The sequence below is a fragment of the Vibrio jasicida CAIM 1864 = LMG 25398 genome, assembly GCF_000400365.1.
GTDB classification, from domain to species: domain Bacteria; phylum Pseudomonadota; class Gammaproteobacteria; order Enterobacterales; family Vibrionaceae; genus Vibrio; species Vibrio jasicida.
Genome location: NZ_BAOG01000014.1, coordinates 136,401 through 161,980, shown reverse-complemented (window position 1 = coordinate 161,980; position 25,580 = coordinate 136,401). Strand labels below are relative to the sequence as shown.

The 25,580-nt window shown below is 46.6% G+C and carries 20 protein-coding genes; 9 read left to right on the top strand and 11 right to left on the bottom strand.

The features are described from left to right. Window positions 1–55: 55 nt before the first annotated feature. The 3 genes from ruvC to aspS form a co-directional block, all read right to left on the bottom strand. On the bottom strand, window positions 56–577 hold the full coding sequence (ruvC, locus tag VJL_RS04275) for a crossover junction endodeoxyribonuclease RuvC (protein WP_005426231.1): 522 nt from the start codon (window positions 575–577) through the stop codon (window positions 56–58). Between the two features lie 99 nt (window positions 578–676). Then, on the bottom strand, window positions 677–1,423 hold the full coding sequence (locus tag VJL_RS04270; protein WP_038866794.1) for a YebC/PmpR family DNA-binding transcriptional regulator: 747 nt from the start codon (window positions 1,421–1,423) through the stop codon (window positions 677–679). A 144-nt stretch (window positions 1,424–1,567) separates the two neighbouring features. Further along, entirely contained in the window at window positions 1,568–3,346 is a 1,779-nt protein-coding gene (gene aspS, locus VJL_RS04265) for an aspartate--tRNA ligase (RefSeq protein ID WP_038875971.1), read from the bottom strand. 271 nt (window positions 3,347–3,617) lie between these two features. Here aspS and VJL_RS04260 point away from each other — a divergent pair, with 271 nt between their 5' ends. The 7 genes from VJL_RS04260 to VJL_RS28840 all read left to right on the top strand — a co-directional run bounded on the left by VJL_RS04260 (window position 3,618) and on the right by VJL_RS28840 (window position 10,205). Beyond that, window positions 3,618–4,484: a DUF72 domain-containing protein gene (locus VJL_RS04260; protein WP_038875969.1), complete on the top strand. Its 867-nt coding sequence runs from the start codon at window positions 3,618–3,620 to the stop codon at window positions 4,482–4,484. Between the two features lie 104 nt (window positions 4,485–4,588). Then, the gene (cmoA, locus tag VJL_RS04255; RefSeq protein WP_038866790.1) at window positions 4,589–5,326 is read left to right on the top strand and encodes a carboxy-S-adenosyl-L-methionine synthase CmoA; all 738 of its coding nucleotides are present in this window, start codon (window positions 4,589–4,591) and stop codon (window positions 5,324–5,326) included. A 98-nt stretch (window positions 5,327–5,424) separates the two neighbouring features. Then, window positions 5,425–6,396 (top strand): tRNA 5-methoxyuridine(34)/uridine 5-oxyacetic acid(34) synthase CmoB, encoded by a 972-nt coding sequence (gene cmoB, locus VJL_RS04250; protein WP_038875968.1) that lies wholly within the window; start codon window positions 5,425–5,427, stop codon window positions 6,394–6,396. A 220-nt stretch (window positions 6,397–6,616) separates the two neighbouring features. Continuing rightward, a complete protein-coding gene (locus VJL_RS04245; RefSeq protein ID WP_038866788.1) occupies window positions 6,617–7,363 on the top strand; it encodes an ATP-dependent zinc protease family protein in 747 nt (248 codons plus the stop codon). Between the two features lie 11 nt (window positions 7,364–7,374). Next, window positions 7,375–8,880 carry an inactive transglutaminase family protein gene (locus tag VJL_RS04240; protein WP_038866785.1) on the top strand — a complete coding sequence of 502 codons (1,506 nt, stop codon included), beginning with the start codon at window positions 7,375–7,377 and terminating at the stop codon, window positions 8,878–8,880. 3 nt (window positions 8,881–8,883) lie between these two features. Beyond that, complete coding sequence (locus VJL_RS04235) at window positions 8,884–9,852, top strand: alpha-L-glutamate ligase-like protein (protein WP_038866784.1); 969 nt, start codon at window positions 8,884–8,886, stop codon at window positions 9,850–9,852. A gap of 125 nt (window positions 9,853–9,977) precedes the next feature. Beyond that, entirely contained in the window at window positions 9,978–10,205 is a 228-nt protein-coding gene (locus VJL_RS28840; protein ID WP_162142535.1) for a hypothetical protein, read from the top strand. Between the two features lie 89 nt (window positions 10,206–10,294). Here the strand turns inward: VJL_RS28840 and VJL_RS04230 are convergent, their stop codons facing one another. From VJL_RS04230 to VJL_RS04220, 3 genes are all read right to left on the bottom strand, one after another. Next, entirely contained in the window at window positions 10,295–11,935 is a 1,641-nt protein-coding gene (locus tag VJL_RS04230; RefSeq protein ID WP_038875966.1) for a GMC family oxidoreductase, read from the bottom strand. Then, complete coding sequence (locus VJL_RS04225; RefSeq protein ID WP_038875964.1) at window positions 11,922–13,487, bottom strand: long-chain-fatty-acid--CoA ligase; 1,566 nt, start codon at window positions 13,485–13,487, stop codon at window positions 11,922–11,924. Before VJL_RS04225 ends, VJL_RS04230 begins: the two co-directional genes overlap by 14 nt. Before the next feature lie 81 nt (window positions 13,488–13,568). Continuing rightward, window positions 13,569–15,059 (bottom strand): coniferyl aldehyde dehydrogenase, encoded by a 1,491-nt coding sequence (locus VJL_RS04220; RefSeq protein WP_038875962.1) that lies wholly within the window; start codon window positions 15,057–15,059, stop codon window positions 13,569–13,571. Between the two features lie 165 nt (window positions 15,060–15,224). On the opposite strand from VJL_RS04220, the gene VJL_RS04215 reads away from it, so the two are divergent. After that, window positions 15,225–16,256, top strand: a complete 1,032-nt coding sequence (locus VJL_RS04215; protein ID WP_038875960.1) for an AraC family transcriptional regulator — start codon at window positions 15,225–15,227, stop codon at window positions 16,254–16,256. A gap of 69 nt (window positions 16,257–16,325) precedes the next feature. Here the strand turns inward: VJL_RS04215 and mukB are convergent, their stop codons facing one another. The 4 genes from mukB to cmoM are packed head-to-tail and all read right to left on the bottom strand — an operon-like array spanning window position 16,326 to window position 23,629. Beyond that, window positions 16,326–20,789, bottom strand: a complete 4,464-nt coding sequence (gene mukB, locus VJL_RS04210; RefSeq protein ID WP_038876037.1) for a chromosome partition protein MukB — start codon at window positions 20,787–20,789, stop codon at window positions 16,326–16,328. A gap of 2 nt (window positions 20,790–20,791) precedes the next feature. Further along, a complete protein-coding gene (gene mukE / locus VJL_RS04205; protein ID WP_038866775.1) occupies window positions 20,792–21,517 on the bottom strand; it encodes a chromosome partition protein MukE in 726 nt (241 codons plus the stop codon). Continuing rightward, a complete protein-coding gene (mukF, locus tag VJL_RS04200; RefSeq protein WP_038866773.1) occupies window positions 21,498–22,835 on the bottom strand; it encodes a chromosome partition protein MukF in 1,338 nt (445 codons plus the stop codon). Before mukF ends, mukE begins: the two co-directional genes overlap by 20 nt. Before the next feature lie 2 nt (window positions 22,836–22,837). Continuing rightward, window positions 22,838–23,629: a tRNA uridine 5-oxyacetic acid(34) methyltransferase CmoM gene (gene cmoM, locus VJL_RS04195; protein WP_038876035.1), complete on the bottom strand. Its 792-nt coding sequence runs from the start codon at window positions 23,627–23,629 to the stop codon at window positions 22,838–22,840. 114 nt (window positions 23,630–23,743) lie between these two features. On the opposite strand from cmoM, the gene elyC reads away from it, so the two are divergent. Next, window positions 23,744–24,550: an envelope biogenesis factor ElyC gene (elyC, locus tag VJL_RS04190; RefSeq protein WP_038866771.1), complete on the top strand. Its 807-nt coding sequence runs from the start codon at window positions 23,744–23,746 to the stop codon at window positions 24,548–24,550. A gap of 101 nt (window positions 24,551–24,651) precedes the next feature. On the opposite strand, the gene torR is transcribed toward elyC, so the two are convergent. After that, window positions 24,652–25,365 (bottom strand): two-component system response regulator TorR, encoded by a 714-nt coding sequence (gene torR, locus VJL_RS04185; protein ID WP_038866769.1) that lies wholly within the window; start codon window positions 25,363–25,365, stop codon window positions 24,652–24,654. Window positions 25,366–25,580: the final 215 nt, after the last annotated feature.

Here is a 25,580-nt window from a genome sequence, read left to right as displayed (position 1 = left end):
CAAATTCAATCCTTAAATCTGTCTGAGATGTCTCATTTTTAATACGAGAACACGCTTAACGGTAACGACCTTTTCTTGCGCTGGTTGCTTTGCCTGCGAGCGCCACCAGCGTCTTATTGGTGTTAGCGTGACAAATAGCAACACCCAACGCATCGGCAGCATCGGCTTGAGGTTTTGCTGGCAGCTTAAGCATGTGCTGAACCATATGCTGAACCTGAACTTTGTCTGCACCACCTGTCCCCGTTACCGCTTGTTTAATAAGACGAGCTGCGTACTCATGCACCGGAAGATCCGCATTCACAGCCGCAACAATCGCACTGCCACGCGCCTGCCCTAGCTTTAGTGCAGAATCAGCGTTCTTCGCCATAAACACTTGTTCGATGGCAAACACATCCGGTTGAAACTGGGTGATGATTTCCGTCACGCCTGCGTAGATTTGCTTGAGACGACCTGGCAACTCTTTTTCAGAAGTACGAATACAGCCGCTGCCTAGATATTGTAGATGACGTCCCTGCTGACGAATCACACCGTAACCCGTAATGCGAGAGCCTGGGTCAATGCCCAAAATAATTGACATGAATTTTCCTAAGAAAGCAGATCAAGAACGATCTCTATCTCGTTATTATAATTAATGAAAATAAATGGGAACAGAACGCTCTGTCCCCATTGAGTAATCTTATTCTAATGTGGCTGCCACTTCGTCAGAAATGTCACCGTTGTGATACACCTCTTGAACATCATCCAAGTCTTCTAACGCATCAATCAGACGTAGAAGCTTAGGGGCAGTATCCACGTCCAATTCTGCTTTCGTTGATGGGATTAATGATACTTCTGCATTGTCAGCCTCAAAGCCTGCTGCATCCAAGGCATCTTTGACGCTACCGAAATCAGCTGGTGCCGTGTACACATCAATAGAACCGTCTTCGGATGTTTCGATATCATCGGCGCCGCTCTCAAGCGCCACTTCCATCACTTCGTCTTCATCTAAGCCGGAGGCATAAGAAATCACACCTTTCTTATCGAACAGATAATTAACACTTCCATCTGTACCTAAATTACCGCCAGACTTCGAAAACGCGTGACGCACGCCAGAAACCGTGCGATTGCGATTGTCTGTCATGCATTCAACCATTACGGCGGTGCCACCTGGACCGTATCCTTCGTAGATGACGGTTTCCATGTTGTCATCGCCTTCACCACCGGCACCACGACTGACCGCACGGTTCACCGTGTCTCGCGTCATGTTGTTAGAAAGTGCTTTATCGATAGCAGCTCGTAACCGAGGGTTATTGTCAGCTTCTCCGCCACCCTCTTTCGCGGCGACGACAATTTCACGAATTAACTTGGTAAAGATTTTGCCACGTTTGGCATCTTGCGCAGCTTTACGGTGACGAATATTCGCCCATTTACTATGACCTGCCATGATTCACCTTTTAATTTATTTTGACGTTAATGCTCAGCTTTGATTGCTCAACAACGTTACTTGGGAAAGTGCTCGGAATAATTCTTGGGTTCATTAAAACAAAAACTCCCGCAAGTGCGGGAGTTTTCTTTAAATGTTGTGCGCTTATTCTGCGTCTTTTTCTTTCGCAACAGTCACAGCAATTGCTAGCTCTTCCAGAGCCGCTGGGTTTGCAAGGCTCGGTGCGTCTGTTAGTAGACACGCCGCTGCTGTTGTTTTAGGGAATGCGATAACATCACGGATGTTCTCAGTACCACATAGCAGCATTACTAGACGGTCTAGACCGAATGCAAGACCCGCGTGAGGTGGCGTACCAAATTTCAGCGCTTCCAATAGGAAACCAAACTTCAGTTTTTGCTCGTCTGCATCAATACCTAGGATATCGAATACCGCTGCTTGCATTTCTGCGTTGTGAATACGTACAGAACCACCGCCCACTTCGTAGCCGTTTAGAACCATGTCGTATGCGTTTGAGTTCGCTACTGCTGGGTTCGCTTTTAGCTCTTCCGCAGTCACACCTAGAGGTGATGTGAATGGGTGGTGCATTGCGTGCAGGTTGCCTTCGTCGTCTTCTTCGAACATAGGGAAGTCAACAACCCATAGAGGAGCCCAAGTGCCTTCTTTAGTTAGACCTAGGTCTTTACCAAGTTTAAGACGAAGTGCACCTAGTGCTTCAGCAACGATGTTAGCTTTGTCTGCACCGAATAGGATGATATCGCCAGATTCCGCTTGAGTGCGATCTAGAATACCGTTGATCACGTCTTCGCTTAGGAATTTAGCTACAGGAGATTGGATACCTTCCATGCCTGCTGCACGGTCGTTAACCTTCATCCATGCTAGACCTTTCGCACCGTAGATACCTACAAATTCTGCGTAACCGTCGATTTGCTTACGGGTAAGCTCAGCACCACCTGGTACACGGATAACTGCAACGCGACCTTTCTCGTCGTTTGCTGGACCAGAGAATACTTTGAATTCAACGTCTTTCACTAGGTCAGCAACGTCTACTAGTTCTAGTGGGTTACGTAGGTCTGGCTTGTCAGAGCCGAAACGACGAATCGCTTCGCTGAACGGCATTACTGGGAATTCACCTAAGTCAACGTTCAGTAGCTCTTGCCACATTTCACGAACCATTCTCTCAGTCGTTGCACGAACTTGGTCAGCCGTCATGAATGACGTTTCGATATCGATCTGAGTGAATTCTGGTTGACGGTCAGCACGCAAGTCTTCATCACGGAAACACTTAACGATTTGGTAGTAACGGTCAAAACCAGACATCATTAGAAGCTGTTTGAATAGCTGTGGAGACTGAGGAAGCGCGTAGAAGCTGCCTTTGTGAACACGGCTAGGTACTAGGTAGTCACGAGCGCCTTCTGGTGTCGCTTTTGTTAGTACTGGTGTTTCGATGTCTAGGAAGCCGTTGTCATCTAGGAAACGACGAACAAAGCTAGACGCTTTAGCACGTAGCTTGATGCGGTCGCTCATTTCTGGACGACGTAGATCTAGGTAACGGTACTTCAGACGTTGCTCTTCAGAGTTCTTTTGGTTGAAGTCTAGAGGCAGAACGTCAGAGCGGTTGATGATTTCAAGACCTTTTGCAAGGATCTCAACTTCACCTGTTGCCATGTCTTTGTTTACTTGGCTTTCTGGACGAACGCGAACTTCACCAGTTAGCTTGATACAGAATTCATTACGAAGTGTGTTAGCCACTTCATACGCATCTGCCATATCTGGATCAACAACTACCTGAACGATACCTTCGCGATCTCGCATATCGATAAAAATAAGACCGCCTAAATCACGACGACGGTTAACCCAGCCGCAAAGTTCTACAGTTTGTCCTGCAAGGGACTTGTTCAGGTGACCACAGTAATGGGTACGCATAATGAAATTCCCAATCTCTCAAATATTGTTAACTACGCTCTGTCAGCCTCATTGCCGAGCAGAGTAAAGATCCATTTATACGCTGAAAGCCTATGAAAATCGACTACTCAACATACAATTAAGTGTGTTTTATCATTCATTGGTGGTTTTTAGTACAACAAATGTTCAAAAGCGCACCAAAGCGAAAAATTGGTGGGGATTATAGCGTGAAATTACCCATTTCAGCAAAACTCTCGTAAAGTGGGCTCAGGAAAAAACGTAAAGCAGAGATATGGATAATTTACCCCTTCGACTTGGATTGACCATGTGGTCGCACAACCAATGGCAACAAAGCTTTTATGGCAGCGGAACCAAGCCCGCAGAGCGACTCGAAAAGTACGCGCAGGTGTTCCATACCGTAGAGGGCAACACCACCTTTTATGCCACACCGACGCTCAACACGGTGCAAAACTGGAAAGCCGCGACTCACGACAATTTCAAATTCACCTTTAAGTTGCCAAAAGCCATTACTCACGAGCAGATGCTCAGAGGTTGCGACGAGCAGTTACGTGACTTTATGAAGGTCATGGAACCGCTTCATGAGCGTGTCGGGCAATGGACGATTCAGCTCCCTGCTGCTTTTGGCCCCGACTATCTTGATAGGTTGAAGAAGTTCTGTGCTAGCTTTCCACCGAATTTTCCACTTGGAGTGGAAGTTCGCCATATGGCGTTTTTCTCCAAAGGTGAAGAAGAACGTGCGTTGAATCAATGGCTACTTGAGAGTGGCATTGACCGCATTATCATGGACAGCCGCCCAGTGTTCGCCGCGCAGCCGACGACCGAAGCGGTGAACGATGCCCACCAGAAAAAGCCTCGCGTTCCAGTTCATGCAATTGCGACTGCTAAGCACCCGATGATTCGCTTTATCGGTCATCCCGACATGGAAGACAACCTGCGCTTTTTCGAACCTTGGTTGCAGAAGTTACCGATGTGGATTGAACAAGGCATTCAACCTTACTTGATGATTCACACGCCAGATAACGTCTTAGCACCAGAACTGGCTGAAAAGCTTTATAAGCAGCTACAACTTAAGCTTTCGCTGCCCAATTTGTCTTCGTTTCCTGCCAATGATGGCAACTCACAAATACAAATGTTTTAGGTAAGCTTATAATTAAGCAAATGACAGAGGCGCGAATTTCCCATAAAATACGCGCCTTTTTTGATGCCTGACGTTTCGGGCAGCTTGTATGCAGAGATTTGGTTATGAACCCTAACAGCAATCCAGATACTATTTTTTCGGCTCCAATCGATAAAATTGGGGATTTCACGTTCGATGAACGCGTAGCGGAAGTTTTCCCTGACATGATTCAACGATCGGTGCCGGGTTACAGCAACATCATTTCTGCCATTGGTATGTTGGCAGAGCGTTTTGTTAAACCTCACTCAAACATCTACGATCTAGGCTGTTCTTTGGGTGCTGCTACGCTGTCTATGCGTCGTCATATCAAACAAGAAGGTTGTCAAATCATTGCAGTGGACAACTCTCCTGCGATGGTTGAGCGCTGTAAGCTTCATGTAAACGCCTACCGAAGTGACACGCCAGTTGATGTGGTAGAAGCGGATATCCGCGATATTGAAATCGAAAACGCGTCGGTTGTGGTATTGAACTTCACACTGCAATTCCTTTCTCCAGAAGACCGCTACGCGCTATTGGAGAAAATCTACGCGGGTTTGCGCCCAGGTGGCATTTTGATTCTGTCTGAGAAGTTTGTGTTTGAAGATGAAGTGTCTAACGAGCTGTTGATTGACCTTCACCACGACTTTAAACGTGCAAATGGCTACAGCGAACTTGAGATCAGCCAAAAGCGCAGCGCAATTGAAAACGTGATGCGCCCTGATTCGAAGAAAGATCATAAAGAGCGTTTCGCGAAAATTGGTTTCTCAAGCTACGACGTTTGGTTCCAGTGCTTTAACTTCGGTTCGATGTTTGCGATTAAATAGCGAGAAGCGAGAAGCGAGAAGCGAGAAGCGAGAAGCGAGAAAGTCTTAACGTTTCGCATTTAGTGTCAATTTTTTAATTTATTACTCAGTGAAAAACTATGTTTAATTTTGCTAATTTTTATCAGTTAATCGCGCAAGACACTCGTCTTCAGCCGTGGCTAAACGTATTACCTCAACAGTTAACAGATTGGCAAAATGCTGAGCACGGTGATTTTGGTCGCTGGCTAAAAGCGCTGAACAAGATCCCACAAGGTGCACCAAACCAAGTGGACATCAAAAACTCAGTGACCATCAGCAACGATACGCCTTTTCATGAAGGTGAGCTGAAAAAGCTAGAAAGCCTGCTGCGTACGTTCCACCCGTGGCGCAAAGGTCCATACACAGTGCACGGTATTCATATCGATACTGAATGGCGCAGTGACTGGAAATGGGATCGTGTTCTACCGCACATCTCACCTCTGAAAAACCGCAGTGTGCTCGATGTAGGTTGTGGTAACGGCTACCACATGTGGCGCATGCTGGGTGAAGGTGCACGCTTAACGGTTGGTATCGATCCTTCTCACCTGTTCCTAATTCAGTTCGAAGCGATTCGTAAGTTGATGGGCGATGACCAACGTGCTCACCTTCTTCCATTAGGTATTGAACAACTACCAAAGTTAGAAGCATTCGACACTGTATTTAGTATGGGCGTCCTTTACCACCGCCGCTCCCCACTGGATCACTTGGTGCAACTGAAAGACCAGTTAGTGGCAGGCGGTGAGCTTGTACTAGAGACACTAGTGATTGAAGGCGATGAGAACGCCGTATTGGTTCCGACTTCTCGTTACGCGCAAATGCGTAATGTGTATTTCTTTCCTTCAGCGAAAGCACTAAAAGTTTGGCTAGAATTGGTTGGCTTTAAAGACGTTCGTATCGTAGATGAGAATGTAACGTCAGTCGGAGAACAACGTACTACTGACTGGATGACACATAACTCACTGCCTGACTACCTTGATCCAAACGACCCAACGAAAACCGTTGAAGGCTACCCTGCCCCTCGTCGTGCGGTACTTGTCGCAACTAAGCCATAATTAACTGAGATTTCTGACATTGTCTTAACTCACTCCTTCCTTTAAGACATTAACCTCTCTTCAATCTAATTAAGGATGCATATTGCGTCCTTAATTTTTTAGCTTTTCGTCACTATTCCTCACTCTGTAAGAGACTGCGAGAGATTCTTACTTGTGAGCCTTTGGCGATAACGCTAAACTCTTAAAAAACAAACAACTTAATCCAATCCCAAGGTTTTCAATGTTTATACGATTGACTCCGGTTGTTGCAATCGCCCTATTGTCAGGATGTACCCTTACAAAAGGCGAACAGTACCACCAAGAAACGTTAGCCGCTATTCAAGCTTCAGAGACGAATTTCAATACTCGCGTTACCAACTTAGAGCTTCAACTTAGTAACCAATCGGATTACATCGAAAGTTTAGAAGGCCAAGTGGATAAGTTAAATGGCGAACTCAATACCTTCCGTAAAGAAGCGATGGACGAAGTAAGAAAGCCGAAAGAGCCTATTATCGTTCAAGCTCCTGCGCCTGTTCAGGCGACTCCTACTCATGACATTGTCCTGGGCTCCATAGAGCGAGTGACTATTGACTCCATCAAACAAACTTTCGATGCACGTGTCGATACTGGCGCAGCAACGTCTTCATTAAATGCAGTCGATATTGAAGAATTCGAAAGAAATGGCAAAAACTGGGTGCGTTTCCATCTTGCTGACAATACCAAGTCAGATGAAGAGAAAGACATTTGGATTGAAGCGCCAATTATTCGCTACGTGAAAATCCGTCAAGCAACCACTGAAGAACTAGAGCGTCGAGCTGTTGTTGAACTTTGGGTGCGCGTTGGAAAAATTCATGAAAAAGCGCAATTTACGTTGGCAGATCGTTCTCAAATGAACCATCCTGTGTTACTAGGAAGAGAGTTTATGCGCGACATCGCACTCGTTGATGTGAGCCGTAAATACGTTCAAACGGAAGAAGATAAAAAATAATAAGGTAGATTATGACGTCCAGAATACCGTTTTACCTGTCAATCATCCTGTTGGTGATTGCAGGCATCGCTTTGAGTGTTTTCAGACATCAGAATTACGGCGTACCTTGGACTCCAGGTGAAACACGTCAAATTTGGGATGTTGAAGCCCGTATCGAATTTAATGCGAATGGCAACGAAGTAAAAGCTTCTCTTGCTGCGCCGCATACTCAAAATGGTTACACCCTGATTGGTGAATCAGCATCGTCTCCAGGTTACGGCGTTTCTTACGTCAACTCAGACTCTGGTCGTCGTGCAGAATGGTCAATCCGTCAAGCAAGTGGCCCACAAACTATTTACTACAAAGCCCAGTTCTTAGTTGACCCACAAGCAAAAGTGGATGAACAGCCACCTGCAGGTGAAATCACAAAACCTACCCTTTCAGCGCCGCAACAAGCCGCCGCAAATGCATTGATTGAACGTGCAATGAGCCGCTCAGCAGACAATGTCACCTTTGCTCGCGAGCTGATCAAAACGCTAAACGATCCAGACAGCCAAAACTCAGCGCTGATTCTTAATGACTTTGATCGTACCGATGCATTACACAAGATCCTACTGACTGCTGGAGTGCAAAGCAAAATCGTTGGTGTAATCGAATTAGAAGACGGCCGCCGTCGTCAAGCTATTCAGCCTATGGTTCAGGTATGGTCGGGGGAAGAATGGGTTCTCTTCTCGCCAAATTCAGAGCAAGCCGCAGCACAACCTAACCTTCTCGTATGGGATGAATCGAACGTTTCCCTACTTGACTTAGTTGGCGGTAAAAACAGCCAAGTTCACTTCTCTATGATTAAGCAGGAAGTGACTCCACAGCAAGCCACTGACAATAAAGTGGAAGCGGATGGCCTACTCAACCTTTCTATCCATAGTTTGCCACTTGAAGAGCAAGCCATGTTTAAGACCATCATGTTGATCCCAATCGGCGCACTGATTGTTGTGTTCCTGCGTGTCATCATCGGTCTGAAAACTTCGGGTACCTTCATGCCAGTATTGATTGCGGTTGCCTTTGTTCAAACGCAACTGGTAACTGGTATTGTCGGCTTCCTATTAATTGTCGGTACTGGCTTGATAATACGAAGTTACCTCTCGAGGCTTAACTTACTTCTGGTTGCAAGGATATCCGCCGTAATCATAACCGTAATTATGATCATCTCGGTCTTCACCGTAGTCGCGTTCAAGATTGGCCTAACAGAAGGTCTAACAATTACGTTCTTCCCTATGATCATCTTGTCATGGACGATCGAACGTATGTCGATTCTATGGGAAGAAGAAGGTGCGAAAGAAGTAGTTCTTCAAGGTGGTGGTTCACTACTAACCGCTGTCTTGGTTTACCTAGCGATGACGAACGTTTATATCCAACACTTAACGTTTAACTTCATTGGCCTACAACTGATTGTTCTTGCAGGCATCCTATTACTAGGTACTTACACAGGCTACCGTCTAACAGAGCTACGTCGATTTAAGCCACTAGCGGAGGACTAAACGATGTTTGAACGTTTCACTTCGCCAGCAAAGCTTCGCCATAAAGGCATTATGGGGATGAACAAGCGTAACCATAGCTATATTGGTCGCTACAATGATCGCTCAAAATACCCGTTGGTGGATGACAAGCTAAAGACAAAAATCATTGCTGAAGCAGCAGGTGCGACAGTGCCTGCTCTTATCGGCGTGATTGACAGCCAAGCTGAAGTCAAAAAGATCCACAAGATGGTATTGGACTGGCCAGGTTTTGTAATCAAGCCAGCGCAAGGAAGTGGTGGTAAGGGTATCCTTGTTATCACTTCGCACAAAGATGGCGTTTACACCAAGCCATCTGGTGCAACCATCAATAAAGAGGATGTAGAGCGCCATATCAGTAACGCACTGGCTGGTCTGTTTTCTCTAGGTGGTAAGAATGACGTTGCAGTCGTAGAAAACCTAATCAAGTTCGATGACTGTTTTGATGGTTTCAGTTACGAAGGCGTGCCTGACGTTCGTATTATCGTCTTTAAAGGCTACCCAGTGATGGCAATGATGCGCTGCTCTACTGCAGCCTCAGATGGCAAGGCCAACCTTCACCAAGGTGCAGTAGGTGTTGGTATTGATATTGCGACAGGCAAAGCCATTCGTGCGGTGCAATTTGACCAACCTGTTACGCATCACCCAGATACTGGCAAAGATCTATCAACCCTACAAGTACCTCATTGGGAGCGCTTATTAGAGCTTGCATCGAGTGCGTGGGAAATGACAGGACTTGGTTACATGGGTACTGACATGGTGTTGGACAAAGAAGAAGGACCAATGGTGTTGGAGTTGAACGCTCGTCCGGGTTTGGCTATTCAAATCGCCAACGGCGCGGGTTTGCTACCTCGTTTAAAACACATTGAAAACCTTGGTATGCCGGCCGAATATCCAAAACCAAAAGAGCGCGTTGCTTACGCTGCTGAACAGTTTGGTTCTAAATCTCAGTTCTAATCTCTTAGCTAGCAGCTATTAACGTAGCTGCTAGCTAACCTTTCATATTTGAGCTCTATCGCTCGCTTTCTAAGTAATTCATCACTTCTATCACTGCAATCGATGATCCAGCTAACAGATTACACATGGATCGTTTCTTTTTTTCTCATACTTTTGCTTATCATGTCGTCTCCCCCTTACTCAACTCAAGAGGTTGGGCGATGCTAACAAAAGAAATTAATAACAATGAAACACCGCTTGTTGAACAAGAGAACTTTGATCAACATTTACAACGTTTGTCGGAAATCTCTGTCCAAGCACTTGATGAGCTTGCTGAAATGATCGAAACCGGAAACGACTTTTCAGAAGAATAGCACTTACCTTTTCGCTTTTAAGTGCCTGCTAATAAGCCGAGACTGTTGTCCTACAACCTCGGCTTATTTTATTTTTTGAAGGGTGTAACTTATATCGAAGCGGTGGCTTGCTTCTCAATACTCTCATCTAAGCGATAACTAGCTTTGATGGTATCCGCCACTTTCTCCGCGATCATAATGGTTGGCGCATTGGTATTCCCGCCCACTAGCGTCGGCATAATCGACGCGTCGACAACTCTTAGTGCCTCTAATCCATAAACCTTAAGATTGCTATCTACCACGGCGAAAGGATCGTTCGCCATACCCATTTTGCAGGAGCCTACGGGATGATATTGGGTATCCGCTCGATTACGAATATCTTGCTCGATGGCTTTCTCATCGTTCGCATCCACAGGATAAAAGCTGGCCCCGCGTATGTCATCAAACGCTTGGCTTTCCAGCATTTGGTGTTGCTTCTTCCAGCCTTTAATCATGATTTCCATGTCTTCAGGGTGACTGAAAAAAGCAGGGTCAATCTTTGGTACATCATAAGGGTTTGCACTGTTTAGCTTAACCGTCCCAATACTTTTCGGTCGAAGTAACGTCACATGCGAACTAAACCCGTGACTAGCGTGGATCTTACGAGCGTGATCGTCAACCACCGCCACCACAAAGACAAACTCTAGATCGGGCACGTCGACATCATCACCTGAACGCAAGAACCCTATACCTTCTGCAAAATTACTGGTCATTTTCCCATTACGTGTTTTCATCCACTGTGGTAAAGCCTTAGTCATTTCGGATGCCATTTTGAGTGATACACCAAACGTATCTCGCTTCGCGCTGCTCCGGTAAGTATGAACCAAATCAATATGATCCTGCAGATTCTCCCCGACACCGGGCAATTCATGGATTTGCTCGATTCCGTGGGATTCTAATTCTTTCTTTGCCCCCACACCTGAAAGCATCAGGATCTGCGGAGAGCCAAACGCCCCAGCTGAAAGAATCACTTCTTTCGTGCATTTGATCTGAAAGCTCTGTCCTTTCAGACCATACTCAACTCCAACAGCTCGATTTCCTTCAAACAACACTTTATGAGTCGTCGCTTTGGTCAAGACAGTCAGATTAGGTCGGTTCAGGTTTGGAGTCAGATAGGCTTTTGCGGCGCTGCATCGCTCCCCATTACGCTGCGTTACTTGGGTTGGCATAACACCAAACTGGTCGGCTCCGTTGATATCGTGATTACGAGGTATACCTATCGACTCACAAGCGGTTAAATAACGCTCAAGAACATCACTTGGCGAGCGTAAGTTCGCGACGTTCAGTGGCCCACCTTGCCCGTGAAATTCATCATGATGGACTTCGTTATTTTCGGCTTTCTTGAAGTACGGCAGGCAATCTTGATAGCTCCACCCTTCATTCCCAAGGCTTGCCCAAAGATCGTAGTCGTATCGGTGTCCTCTGGCATACATCATCGCATTGATCGAACTCGAGCCACCTAACGTCTTGCCCCTTGGTTGATAACCCTTGCGACCATTCAAGCCCGATTGAGGAATGGTTTCAAAACCCCAGTTGTTTATTTTGGTTGGCATCATCGCTACGACACCAACCGGCGTATGAATAAAGGGACTTGAATCCGGCCCGCCCGCTTCCAACAAGCATACAGTGACATTAGGATCTTCAGTGAGTCGAGACGCTAAAACACATCCGGCTGAACCACCGCCCACAATAATAAAATCATAACTGTCCATCATCTACCTCCGCGACATCTAAAGGGTGAAGCTCTCGCTTTAAAATCTTGCCTGTGGCGGTCATAGGCAGTGCTTTACGAATGAAAACACGGCGTGGGTATTTGTAGTCAGCAAGTTGCTCTCTACACCAAGTAATCAAAGTGTGACTATCCGTTTTTGCATCTTGATGAAGCACAACATGCGCATGTACCTCTTCACCAAGGCGGTCATCGTGTTCACCGACAACAGCGACCATTTCTACATCAGGATGACACATTAAGACTTCTTCTATTTCACGCGGATAGACGTTATAACCGCCTCGGATAATCATGTCTTTAACGCGGTCGACAATGAACAAGTTGCCGTGTTTATCCACTCGTCCAATATCGCCCGTTAAAAACCAACCATCGCGCAACGCCTCACGATTTGCTTCTGGTCGTCCGTAATAGCCTTTCATTACACTTGGGCTTTTTATGCATACTTCCCCTAATTCACCCACGGCTTGGGCGTGACCTTTTACGTCCGCAATCTTAATCACGTAGCCACATAATGGTTGTCCGACACTGCCTGGTAGTCGGTCTCCATCACTATGATTAAACGTGGCCACTGGTGCGGTTTCTGATAATCCATAACCCTCCAATACTGGCAGTTCAAAGCGTTGTTCAAATCGACGAATCACTTCTACAGGCATAGAAGCCCCACCAGACACTCCTATGCGAAGACTGTGCTTTACTAATTCGGAATGCTCCGGAGATTGCTCACCCGCTCTGAGTAATGCGATGTACATTGTAGGCACACCTGCAAATACGCTGACTTTATGCTGGATGATTTGTTCAATCACAAACTTTGGCTCAAAGCGCGGGATCAACACCATAGTAGAGCCTGTCAGCACACTGGCATTCATCATCACGGTCTGACCAAAACTGTGGAACAGAGGCAAGGTTGCCATAGTGGTATCACTGTATTCCAACCGCATCAGATACTGGGAAGACATAGCGTTCGTTAACATGTTGGTGTGAGATAACTCCGCCCCTTTCGGCTGACCAGTCGTGCCTGAGGTATAAAGAATAACGGCGGTATCATCACCATTTCTGCTGATTGACTCAAATAGCTTATTGTCTTGCATAAGCCAAGCATCAACAGCGTGCTCTTCTTCTCTGCATCGTTCTGACAAAGAGATAAAGTGTTCGCACTGCTCAGCTTCAGAGAAACCGTGTCTACCGTAGCTTCCCATTGGCAGCTCTTCGCTTCCTTCAAAGCAGAAATACGCTTTTGCATCAGAGTCGTTGAGGTGGTAAGCAATCTCACGGCCTTTAAACAGCACATTCAAAGGAACTACGACACAGCCTGCTTTTAAAATCCCGTAATACACGATTGGGAAGTAAGTAATGTTTGGACAAGACAGTGCAACTTTGTCACCAACTTTTAGTCCAAGTCGATTTAGGTTCGTAGCAATATTGCCTGCAAATTTGTCGAGCAGTGCGTAGTTGATTTCATCATCGCCCATCCTGAGCGCAGCTTTTGAAGGAAAGAGCGCAGCACTGCGCTCCAGATTGACAGCAAGGTTGTGCATCCATGATCTCCTTTGGTCGCAAGGCAGCCAGCGAGCACTGGCTACTGAAGATTCTTTATGTAGAGAGGTAAGTATTGAGGGTTATGAGTGCTTGTTTAAATCTGGGTCGGGTTTGCCCGCAAACACTCGCAGTACCAGCTTCTGCACCATGTTGCCATACGGCGGTGCAAACAACTGAATCGGGAACCAATCGCGCATTTTTAGTACCGTGCGCGCATGGCTGAGTTCGCGAAAACCTTCTTCTCCATGGTAATTACCAATGCCGGAGTTACCCACGCCACCAAATGGCACTGAATGGTTGAGTACATGCCACCCCCAGTCGTTGATCGTGACACCACCACTATGGGTTTGAGTAAGCAAGATTTCGCGTTGCGCGGCATTATTGCTAAATAAGTAACATGCTAGCGGTCGTGGCCTCTCGATAATGTATTGAATTACCTCATCGAGAGAACGGTAAGTGTGAATAGGAAGAAGCGGGCCAAAGATTTCCTCTTGGCAAATACGCATTTCGGGTGTCAGGTTGGTAGCGATGTACAGCGGTGTTTTACGCCCTTCACCATAGTCGAGGCATTGAGTGATAGTCGCCCCTTTACCACGTGCATCCGCCAGTAGATCGTGGAATCGTTTGTGCTGGGCATCATCGACTAACGCGGTGTAATCCTGATTGGCTTTGATCTCTCCGTACATGGTTTGATGTGCGTGCTTTAACGCCTCAACAAACGCTGCTTGCTTACCTTCTGGTACAAACGCGTAATCTGGTGCGATACAAATTTGCCCTGAATTAAAACCTTTACCATGAGCAATGCGCTCTGCGGCTTTTGCAACGTCATAATCATCAAATACCACCACAGGGGATTTACCACCTAGCTCTAAGGTCACAGGCGTTAGATTCGCTGCCGCATTGGCCATGATGACTTTTCCGCTGGCTGGCGACCCAGTGAACACAAGGTGATCAAAAGGTAGATGAGAGATTTCCATCGCCTCTGGGTGGTTGCCATCCACAATACGAACTAAGTTCTCAGGGAATATTTCGCCTAACATACGACGCATTTGTCGAGTGGTTGCCGGGCAATTTGGTGGCATTTTAATCATGCAGCGATTACCCGCAGCCAACGCAGTGATCATAGGACCAATCGACAGATAAAGCGGGAAATTCCAAGGACAGATGATACCAACTACCCCTTTTGGTTGATAACGCACTTCCAGCTTATTGCCCTTGAATAACCACTCTGTTGGTCTTCGACTTGGCTTCATCCAACCTTTAAGGTGGCGAACAACATGGTTGATATCGAGGATAGGCGCAAGCACATCAGCCATAATGGACTCGGTGTGACTCCGGCCACCAAAATCTTCACTCATCGCGTCTGCCAAGACATCTTGATAACGGGACAACTGTTTCTTTAACGCCAAGAGTCGGTGCTTTCTCACCGCAAATGTCGCGTTCGGCTCAGCTTGGTATGCAGACTGTAATTCCGAGAACCACATGGTGAGCTCACCGACTAAAGGATCATTGGTTGCAAACGTGCCTTGTTCGCGTTGTATTTCCTTATTTTGCGTTGCCAGTACATTCATGTTTCTCTCCTACCGTGCATTTTATTCAATTACAACATTTTGATAACATGTAGCACAGGTTACAAAGAGACAAAAAACGGTGATATTCGGACAGCTTTGAGACAAGGATGACTGAATACCATCCCAATACACGCTAGGATATATCTGAATGTAGAGGGGAAACGCATGGAATACACCGCAGTTTATGAGCCAGATACCGAATCCTGTGGTGTTTTGGACTTGCAGCTACTCACACGCGACCTTGAGCCCAGTATAAAGGTAGAAACGTTACTTGAAGGCAGTGGTATTACTGCTCTCGAACTTTATGCGCCGGACACGCATATTACCCTTGCTCAGAAACTGACCATTTTTAGTAACGCAATTGCTCATTCAGGAGAACCGGGGCTTGGCCTAAAAGTGGGACAACAAGCTCGCTTTAGTGACTTTGGTGTACTTGGGTATGCCGTTTTCAGCAGTAGCACCCTACTCGATGCTTTGATGATGGGTTTTAAGTATCTTCGGCTGGCAGGACCCGTTTTAAAGAAAAAAATGTGGGTGGAAGATAATTCGGGCTACTTTCGTGCAGAGCAACTTATCGATCTACAATCACTACTGCCATTTTGTTGTGAATATTGGTTCGCGGCCATTCAAAGCTTGTGTGAAGAGGTAATGCAGAAGCCTTTCCCTTCGAAGGTGATCCGCTTCCCCTACCCTGAACCAGAACACAGCGAACTTTACGAACAAGTGTTCCATTGCGAAATTGAATTCAATAGTGATCGTTTAGAATGGCAGTTTGATGCCACCAGCTTATATGAGCCGCTACCTGCAGCAAATACAATGACGCTACAAATGTGCTTGAAGTCTTGCGATGAAATGTTGGCAAAAGTGAGTGGCAGTGCCAGTTTAAAAGAGAAGATCACACAAATGTTCGTCGAAAGGCCGGGGAGCTATCCGTCGATAGAGCAACTGTCCAGTGAATTAGGCATGTCTTCAAGAACGCTACGACGCCACCTTAAATCGGAAGAGACCAGCTATCAGCAAATTCTCGACCATGTTCGCTTCCACTTAGCTCGTCACTATCTCGCATCGACACAAATGAGCGTTGAAGAGATCTCCGAACGTATTGGCTTTTCAGACAGCGCAAACTTCCGCTGCGCCTTTCGTAAATGGAGTGGGGACTCACCAAGACAATATCGACGACAAGCGCCTCAGTTGTAAGCTTGTTGTTCATCAGAACAGAAACAAAAACGCCCGCATTCATTGCGGGCGTTTTATTAGATTCGGAGTTTAGGATTCAAACTCTTCAATCATCTCTTGCGCTTCGGTCTTAGGTTTGTCTGTTTGACCAAAGCCACGTAAACCAACCACGTGTACGTGTTCGTGATCTTTAAACACCTTACGCACCAGTTTGTAGGTCGTCCCTTTCTCTGGGCTGATGTTTTCTGGCGCTGCGATAAGAAGCTGCATATCCAGACGGTCACACAATTCAAACAACGTCGCGATCGATTTTGTATCCAGACGCGCTGCTTCATCCAAGAAGAGCAAACGACAAGGTACAATGTCTTTGCTGCGCAAACGGCGTGATTCTTCTTCCCAGCTCTGAACAACCATCAGTAGGATTGACTGACCAGTACCGATCGCCTCACCTGTTGATAGCGCGCCAGATTCCGCTTGCAACCAGCCATCTGTACCACGGTTCACTTCTACACTTAGCTCTAGGTAGTTACGGTAATCCAATAACTCTTCACCCAAAACCTGAGGAGAACGTTGACCCATATCGATGTGTGGGTTCACGCGTTGGAACAGTTTCGCCATTGCTTCAGAGAAGGTAAAGCGAGTCGATTCAAACAGATCTTTATGCTGCTCTTGCTGTGTCGCTAGACCGTTCAGTAGCACTTCGTGACTTTCGCGGATCTTCACGTTTAGACGTACGCCCTTCACCTGACCGAACGAGATGTTCGACAAGCCTTGGTTTAGCATACGGATACGGTTTTGCTCACGCTGAATCGTCTTCTTGATGATGCTTGCTACTGACTCAGAGCTGATCGCTAGGCGGTTTTCACGTTGCGTTAGCTCTTCCGTTAGACGTGCCAGCTCTACTTCCATCTCTTCGATCGCTTCGACTGGATCATCAGTACGGATGATATCTTGACGAATACGCTCACGAAGATGTTGGTAAACCGCGATGTAGAACAGAACCTTACGCTCTGGACGTGCATTGTCTTCTGATAGACGCAGCGCATCACGAAGATCATCGTTGTTCGCAACCGCTAGACGTAGCGCACCCAATGATTTATCCGACATTGAACGCAGTTCATCCGCTGACATGTAAGCCAGTTCACGTTTGTGTAGACGACGCTCAACATCGTTCTCACGCGCTAGGCGAAGTACTGAGCACCAGCCTGCTTTCGCGGCAACCACGAACGTACGCAGCTCAACGTATTCTTTCTGAACTTTCTTCAGACGTTTCGCCAAGCCCTTCATTTCTAGCTCAGTAGAAGTAATGGTACGCTCGTATTCACTCTTACGGCCACGAGACGTATGCAGACGCTCATGCAGCTCGTCACGACGACGCATTGCACGTTCTTCTGAACCTTCGTCTGCGTTAACACCAAACTCTTGCAACTCTTGTTTGAACTCTTGAACCGTTTCAAGCTTCGCTTGGTGTGAGCTCTTCAAAGACGCTAGCACTTGGTTGTATTGGTTCATTTGACCTTGCGATTGCTTCAACTCTTCACGAGAGCGTGTGCGCATCTGCTCCGCTTGAACCAATTTCGCTTTTAACTGCTCACTCAATTCGCTGCTCTTGTTCAGTAAGTCTACTGAGTCTGAGTAAGCGAAGTAGTGACGACGTTCAACGAGATCTGAGAGTGCAAAGATTTGCTTCTTAAGATCTTGCAGCTGTTGGTCTGCCGCTTTGTATTCCGCTTCTAGCGCATCGAATTGCTCTGGGTCAGCGTCTAGGGCAACTGCGACTTTTTCCAGTTCCGCCACCGCTTTCGCGTGGTTATTTAGGAAAGCTTTTGCTTCTGAAAGCTGGGCGATTTTCTCTTCCAACTCATCAAAGCGTGCTTGCAGCGACTCATCTTCAATCAGCGCCATGTTTGGTGCTAGCTTGTCTAGAGAAGACAACGCTTGCTTGCTGGTTTGAAGCTGAGAACGTTGTTGTTGCTCTTTCGCATCCAGATCAGCCAGTACGCGAGCGATTTGGTTACGCTTGTCGCGAATGGTTGCCAGCGTTTGCTCTGGGTCAGCTTCGAATGCTACTTGAATGTGGCTTGCCACGAACTGGTTGAACGCTTGGAACAGACGCTGCATTTTTTGCGAATCGAATGCTGCTTTCGCGTGCTTCTCAACAACTTCTTCACGTTCATTGCGTAGTAGCTCTAAACGTTGCTCACGTGCTGCACGGCCAAACAGTGGGATTTCAGGCAAGCGAGAGTAACGCATTTGGCGATCGTTCATGCGAACACAAACCGCGCCTTCTAACTCTTCTGCGTCGAATGAGCTGTCATCAAAGGCATCGATGTCACCTTCAATGATGTACAAGTCTTCTGGACAGTCGTCTAGCTCTACCAGTTTCTCTTCGATACCAGATAGGTCAGAAACAACGATAGCGTGACGAGCCGGACCGTACATCGCACTGAAGTAAGGCGCGTCATCAATAGTGATGTCATCATAGATCTCTGACAGCAATACGCCGCCTAGAGTATCTGCCAAACCTTTCAGGCGAGGGTCGTTTGAACCACCAGGAGAAGCAAGACGCTCAATCTCGGTATCAAGCTGACTGCGACGCTCTGCCAGTTTGTCTTTTGCCAGAGAAAGGGTTTTCTCTTGCTCAAGCACCACTTGCATTTGGCTCATGACTGACTGGCTATCTTCTAGCTCAGCGCCACTTTGCTCACGCAGTTTTTCTAGCGCATCGTTCGCTGCAATCCACGTTGGAGCAATGGCTTCTAGCTTGTTGATTTCCGCTGCTGCATCTTGCTCTAGACGACGCTGTTCGCTGCGTTGCTCACGCACGTCTTCCTGCGTCATTTCAAGTGAGTCGATTTGCATCGCATGACGTTCACGCTCTTGCTCAAACGTGATTTCGTCAGTCAGTTCAACATGGAACTGCTTTTGGTATTCGTTAACGAGCTCACGTGCTTGACGTTGCTGGTTAAGGCTACGCTCAAGGTCACGGTGCTGTGCACGCCATTGTTGTTCGTTTTGCGCGACTTGCTGAGATTCACGCGCTTTCGCAATTGCGGTTTTCGCATGTTCAGACGCGTCTTTACGCTCAACTTGACCAACGATGCTTTGTACCAGTTTAAGCGCGGTTTCGAACTGCTCTGCTGCTGCAGAAGACATGTCCAGTTTGTGCTTAACCGATAGCAACGCGTTAGTGCTATCTGATTCTTTGCTCTTAAGCTCAGAGACAAGCGCTTGCGCCGATTCTGCCGTTAGGCTGTCATCGCCAAGTAGTTGCTTCGCTTTTTCCAGCGCTTGAACCGCTTGTTGGTATTGAAGGGCGCGAGTTTGCTGAACGTCGAGTGCTTGTTGGTAGTCCGCTAGTTGCGTCTTAAGGCTGTCCACCTCTTCTTCCGCAACGGTTGCTTGTTCTTCTACCATCATCACGCGTTCTTGCGCTTCTTCCACGACCATCATCTGTTCTTCAAGACGCTCACTCAGCTCTTCAAGATCTTCTTGGTAGCGTTCGATCTTCTCTTGCTGACGCAGTGCGTTTTGCACCAATTGCAAGTGATCAGAAGCAGCTTGGTAATCCTGCTCTAGCGCAGATTCCGACTCGATCAACAGTTCTAGCTCTTCTTGAACACGGTTAAGCAGGTTGTTTTGCTCAACGAGAGTTTCACGAGAACCGAACAGCTCTGAACGCAATGACAGCGTTTTATCCAGCTTATTGCGACGATCGTTCGCGTGACGCATGTAGTCCGCGGCTACGTAGTTAGTCGACTCTGTGATCAAGTGTTTGAACAAGTCACGGTCGGCTTGCGTGGTTTTGATCGCTTCTAGTGTCATGCGGTTTTCACGCAGCGCCGATTCCATATCTTGGAACGCTTTCTTCACGCCGCCGTTTTGTGGCAGAAGGTAATCACGTAGCGAGCGTGTAATTGCACTTGAGATACCACCGTAAAGCGATGCTTCGATCAGGCGGTAGAATTTAGAACGGTCACCAGAGTTACGCAGTTTCTTCGGAATCACACCGAATTCAAACATTTGCGCGTGGTAATCCACAATAGAAGAGAACGCTTTGAATTGAACGCCCTCAAACTCGGCGATCGATTCTTTTACTTCGTTGATTTGACGTACACGAGCTTGAGTCGCAGATACGCTTTCAACCAAGATATCCGTTGGTTTCACATGACTTGGAAGACCTTGGATAACAAACGGTTTGATGTCTACTTTCTTATCACGACCCGCAACTTGCTGCAGTTTTACTGCGAACAATAGACGTTGGTTACGTGAGTTCACCACGTCCAGCGCCGCGTAACACGCGCCCGGTTGTAGCTTACCGTACAAACCTTTGTCGCGAGACGACTGGCTGCTGCCTGCTTCTGTCGTGTTACGGAAGTGCAGTAGCGTTTGGTCAGGAATCAGTGCGGTGATGAATGCCGCCATAGTGGTTGATTTACCTGCACCATTACCACCTGATAGCGTGGTGACCAGACCATCGATGTCAAACGTACGGGCAAAGAAGCCGTTCCAGTTGACCATGGTCAGCGATTGGTATTTACCGCGTTCAATCATGCTCATGCTTCACCCTCTTCTTTAATTTCTTCTTGGGCTTGGTCGTCTTGTTCTTCTTCAGACAATAGGCTGCCTTGACTTGGTTCTTTAGTGTGCACTACCGCTTCACCATCACGGATCAGACGCAACTGTGCTTCACGCACATCATCGCCAACACGTACATCAGCACCAAAACGGAATACCGCTTCGCTGATGCTGAATTTACCCGTTTCACCGATGTTGATGATCATGCCTAGGCGGCGCAGACGACGAAGTGACGTACGTACTTTTTCAAACAGCTTTTCTTTATCAAGGTCAGAACCGGTTGCGCGGTTCGTCACTAGCTTCATCAGCTTGTTTTCATCTGCTAGTGCAAGCAGTTCGTCGTATAACTCTTGGTTAGTGAAGATGCCTTCGTGCGCAAGACGCTCCGGGCTTAGGTAAAGGAAACACAGTACCTTACCCACCAGCATATCCAGCTCAGAAAGGACACTACGACCAATCAAAGAAGTAGAACGTGGGCGAAGGTAGAAGAAACCTTCTGGCGCTTTCACCAATTCGGTGTTGTAACGCTGGTAAAAAGAAGAAAGCTCAAGTTCGAAATCCGACAACAACGCGTGGTTGTCTAGATCTTCACTTGAAACATGGCGCCCTGCTCGAAGCATGCTATCTAGCGCTGGGAACAGAGGGTTAGAAATTGCTTTTGCCAGATTATCTGACATGTATTCATTAGTATCGGTCGATGACATTCGCTTGTACCTTTGCCCCAAATTCGTTGATTGCTTTCCAGTCTGGCTGAATGGCTTGATAGTCGGATTCTGAATAACCCAGACGAACCGCCTGATCAACGACAATGCGAGCTAAATCAAAGTGATGAGTATATGGGTGCTGTGCAAGGTAATCTCGCAGAACCACGCTCAAGTCGATTGGTGTGCCTTGATCTTTATGCGCTTTCAGCATGTCACCAATTCGCTCTGCCAACTCATCATTGACTTGTTGAAACTCTTCGTATTCCACTTCCATCGGAACTTGGCCAGTGACTTCGTCATCACGCAGTACCAAAGCTTCGTCACGAAGGTCAGAAAGCCTTTCCGCATCTGCATAAGTCAGATACCAAGGCATATCGAAGTAATCTTTCATGGATTGACGCAAACGCGAGCTAAATGCTCGGTTCTTATCCATATCGATAGCGGTACGGATGAACTTGTGCACGTGTCGGTCATAACCAATCCAAAGGTCGATCGCTTGCTGGCCCCAGCTGGTAATTCGGTCTAGCTTCATTTGCAGACCAAACAACGCTTCATCGATGAATTCAAGTTCAGGGTCACCGTAGACGATCTCTTGGATATCTAGGATCTGAGTTTGCAGTTCATCACTGGCAGCTTGCAGCGTATCTTGAAGTTCACGCAACGTGCTGGAGGTTTCTGACAGTAGCGCTTCACAGTTGTTGATCGCTTCACGCCAGTCTTTGTTAAGCAGGTCTGCAATCTGTTGTTTCACAGACTGTTGCTGCTCATCCATCACACGTTGGTTAAGGTCGATTTGATCGAAGATTTCGCCTACAGAATATTTCAAAATCCCGTAAACGTTTTTCTTCCAGTGGCCCGGAGTACCACCTTTTTGTGCTGCTTCAATCGCTTTTGCCATTTCATCCGCTACCATCGATAGCTGAATAGAAAGACGCAGTTTCGAGAACTCGCGATGACGCACGTAGTAGTCGGTGATTCCTATCGCTAATGGCGACAAGCGGTAAATGCTCGCTCCGTCAGTAATCTCACTGACAAAACGGCTCATAAGACGCTGCTTAACCATCTCGTTGATGGCATTATTCGCGCGGAAAGCCGAAGCTTCGCCCGTCTCATCAAATAGTCGAGTGACGATGGCAAATGCGTCGTGCAATTCACCTTCACCCAATTCTTCATCGAACCTTTCATTACTTAGTACGGCGATGGCAATCAAAAACGCCAGTCGCTCAGTGGTCAGGTTCAACGAGAAATCGTGCTGCTTAACCCAGCCAACCAACTCATCGATTGGTTGCTCTGCAGCATTGAGAGTCATCTCACTCATCGTTATTCCTGTTTATCGTTCTTCTTAGCCCACACGTGGATATAGCGGCCTAATGAGAGGTATGGCTCTTGTCGACAAAGTTGTTTTTCTAGCGCCAACACATCTTCAAACTCGTAATCGCCCATGTATTCCATATTACCTATGTAATCACTAAAGGAACGAATACCAGATTTACCACAAATACTAAAACCAGAATCTTCTATCCATTGATAGACCTCTTCGGGTTTTAGGCCTTTTTGTGGCTGTAGTTTAAATCTTTTCCGATGAGGCATGCCGTCTAAAATATGAGGAATGTTGCCACAAACCACATTTTTATAGACTAAGCCGTGGTGGTTATAGAACATAACCGATGCAATGCCCCCCGGTTTGACCTGCTCCAATACCGTTTCGAGTGCCGCTTTTGGATCAACGAGCCACTCCATCACAGCATGGAACATGACAAGATCCACCTGCGCGTCCATATGCTCGCCAATGGATTGAACAGGTGAATGAATCAGGCGATACTGCTCAAGCAAACCGTTTTTTTCAATATCCTGTTTCGCTAGTTGCAGCATTTCCGAAGATAGATCACATAAAGCGACGTGATGTCCGAGCTTAGCAAGCTTTTGCGACAATTGTGCTAAGCCACCTCCGGCATCAAGTACTTGGAGGGCTTGATGGTCGGCGTCTAATTCACTTAGAATCTGTAGAAAATCTTCCCACACAATGATTTGGCGGATCTCCCCTTTATCGGAGCCGTAAATATTTTTTGCAAATTTGTGGGCGATATCGTCGAAATTGCGGTCTTCTGTCACTTCTGCTGAGTTATCATAACGGATTGTGCCGCTATTCTGGCACAAGGAAAGCAGGAATAAAGAGGGTTATCCTCATTTTTATTATCAATTGATGTTTTTTCGGACTATTTATGTATGTTTGAGCTGAAAAAAGTAATGTCAGCCTTGCTGATGCCATTACCAGCATTGCTACTGATAGGCTTGTTAGGTCTTGCTCTCATCAGTTTTACCACTAAACGTAAAACTGGCTGCTTTGTTGTTCTTTTCTCTTTTGTTGGCATCTTCCTTGTTGCCTTCCAACCCGTTTCAACCAAGCTTCTTATGCCTCTAGAACGCGAGTACAAAGCGTTTTTGCCGGTTTCTGGCACTGTGGACTACGTTATGGTTCTTGGTAATGGACACGTGGTAGATGATGAAATACCACCAACGTCTCAACTGAGCCGTACCGCTTTAATGCGTTTAACTGAGGGTATTCGTATTTTGCGTATGTACCCAGGTGCGAAGTTAATCCTTTCCGGTTACGCAGGTGGCTCTGAAATCAGCCATGCTCGTATGATGGCAAACGTAGCGCTTTCCCTAGGTGTCGCAAAATCCGATATTATTTTATTAGAGGATGCCAAAGATACTTGGGAAGAAGCACGCCAAGCTGCCGCGTTTGTTAAGCAGAAAGACATTGTTTTAGTGACTTCAGCCAGTCACATGAAGCGTGCTCTTTATGAATTCAACGCAGCGGGCATTAAGCCAATCCCAGCGCCAACGAACTTCATGGCGATTGATGATATCGAACAACCTTGGCAAAAGTACGCGCCAAAAGCTCGCTACTTAGAGCAAACTGAGCTGTATTGGCATGAATACCTTGGCGGGTTATGGCAAAAACTGCGTGATAACGTAGGTCAAACACCGATGGTTGAAGTTGAAGATCCTGAAGTGGCGCAGCCATAGAAGGCTTACCAATCGCAGATGAAGTCCATCATCGCTAAATTGCAAAATTGCAGACACAAAAAAGGAGAGCCTATGCTCTCCTTTTTCTTTGTCGCTATGAATTAGTCACCCGCGAACATGTAGCCTTCACCATGAACCGTCACAAAGATTTGTGGGTTCTTCGGATCAAACTCCATCTTAGCGCGCATGCGTCGAATCAGTACGTCGATAGTACGATCGTTTGGCGCATCCACTCGGTGGCTGATCATATTCAAAATACGCTCGCGGCTTAGTACCTGATTTGGGTACGAAGACAGTGCCACCAATAGCTCATATTCCGCTTTGGTTAGTTTCACTGGTTCACCATTACGGCTAAGAGCACGACGTTGAATATCAAACGTCCACTCACCGAAACGTACAATGTGTTCTTCATTAGTATCGTTCGCGATTTTTTGTGAACCATTGCGAGCTGCAGAAATGCGCCACAGCAAGTTCTTAACGCGAACCAATAATTCCCTTAGTTCAAAAGGCTTTGTCACATAATCGTCTGCACCCATTTCTAGGCCAACGATTTTGTCAATGCTATCCGTGCGTCCTGTCACTAATATGATGCCGATATCTGATTGGCTGCGTAATTCACGCGTAAGCATAAGACCGTCTTCACCGGGCAGGTTAATATCCAGCATGATAAGGTCCACATCACCACCTTGAAGCACTTCGCGCATTTCAGCACCGCTTTCTGCTTCACTGACTTTGTAGCCTTCATTTTGGAAGTAGCCCGCAAGCTTACTACGAGTTACAACATCATCTTCTACGACTAATACGTGATAGCTCATTTACACCACTTTCTGTCTTTTTTATTTTCCAAGACGTATTCTATTCATAACTAGTAACATTTCTAGTCATAGATACATTAAAAAGCAAGATTTTGCGATTTTATTGATTCAAAGCAAGCTTATTTACAGCCATTCATAAACCGGCACATTTTCCCATAATGGATAACAATTATAGTTACTGCTATTCATCTTAATTGTTTACACTTAGGGGATAA

Excerpts from the sequence above, each read along its gene's own strand:
- cmoA (WP_038866790.1), top strand. The coding sequence starts at position 4,589 with ATGAACCCTAACAGCAATCCAGATACTATTTTTTCGGCTCCAATCGAT.
- VJL_RS04235 (WP_038866784.1), top strand. The coding sequence starts at position 8,884 with ATGTTTGAACGTTTCACTTCGCCAGCAAAGCTTCGCCATAAAGGCATT.
- mukF (WP_038866773.1), bottom strand. The coding sequence starts at position 22,835 with ATGAGTGAGATGACTCTCAATGCTGCAGAGCAACCAATCGATGAGTTG.
- VJL_RS04220 (WP_038875962.1), bottom strand. The coding sequence starts at position 15,059 with ATGAATGTACTGGCAACGCAAAATAAGGAAATACAACGCGAACAAGGC.
- mukB (WP_038876037.1), bottom strand. The coding sequence starts at position 20,789 with ATGATTGAACGCGGTAAATACCAATCGCTGACCATGGTCAACTGGAAC.
- mukE (WP_038866775.1), bottom strand. The coding sequence starts at position 21,517 with ATGTCATCGACCGATACTAATGAATACATGTCAGATAATCTGGCAAAA.
- ruvC (WP_005426231.1), bottom strand. The coding sequence starts at position 577 with ATGTCAATTATTTTGGGCATTGACCCAGGCTCTCGCATTACGGGTTAC.
- VJL_RS04230 (WP_038875966.1), bottom strand. The coding sequence starts at position 11,935 with ATGGACAGTTATGATTTTATTATTGTGGGCGGTGGTTCAGCCGGATGT.
- torR (WP_038866769.1), bottom strand. The coding sequence starts at position 25,365 with ATGAGCTATCACGTATTAGTCGTAGAAGATGATGTTGTAACTCGTAGT.
- VJL_RS04245 (WP_038866788.1), top strand. The coding sequence starts at position 6,617 with ATGTTTATACGATTGACTCCGGTTGTTGCAATCGCCCTATTGTCAGGA.
- aspS (WP_038875971.1), bottom strand. The coding sequence starts at position 3,346 with ATGCGTACCCATTACTGTGGTCACCTGAACAAGTCCCTTGCAGGACAA.
- cmoB (WP_038875968.1), top strand. The coding sequence starts at position 5,425 with ATGTTTAATTTTGCTAATTTTTATCAGTTAATCGCGCAAGACACTCGT.
- VJL_RS04240 (WP_038866785.1), top strand. The coding sequence starts at position 7,375 with ATGACGTCCAGAATACCGTTTTACCTGTCAATCATCCTGTTGGTGATT.
- VJL_RS04260 (WP_038875969.1), top strand. The coding sequence starts at position 3,618 with ATGGATAATTTACCCCTTCGACTTGGATTGACCATGTGGTCGCACAAC.
- VJL_RS28840 (WP_162142535.1), top strand. The coding sequence starts at position 9,978 with ATGGATCGTTTCTTTTTTTCTCATACTTTTGCTTATCATGTCGTCTCC.
- VJL_RS04270 (WP_038866794.1), bottom strand. The coding sequence starts at position 1,423 with ATGGCAGGTCATAGTAAATGGGCGAATATTCGTCACCGTAAAGCTGCG.
- VJL_RS04215 (WP_038875960.1), top strand. The coding sequence starts at position 15,225 with ATGGAATACACCGCAGTTTATGAGCCAGATACCGAATCCTGTGGTGTT.
- elyC (WP_038866771.1), top strand. The coding sequence starts at position 23,744 with ATGTTTGAGCTGAAAAAAGTAATGTCAGCCTTGCTGATGCCATTACCA.
- VJL_RS04225 (WP_038875964.1), bottom strand. The coding sequence starts at position 13,487 with ATGCACAACCTTGCTGTCAATCTGGAGCGCAGTGCTGCGCTCTTTCCT.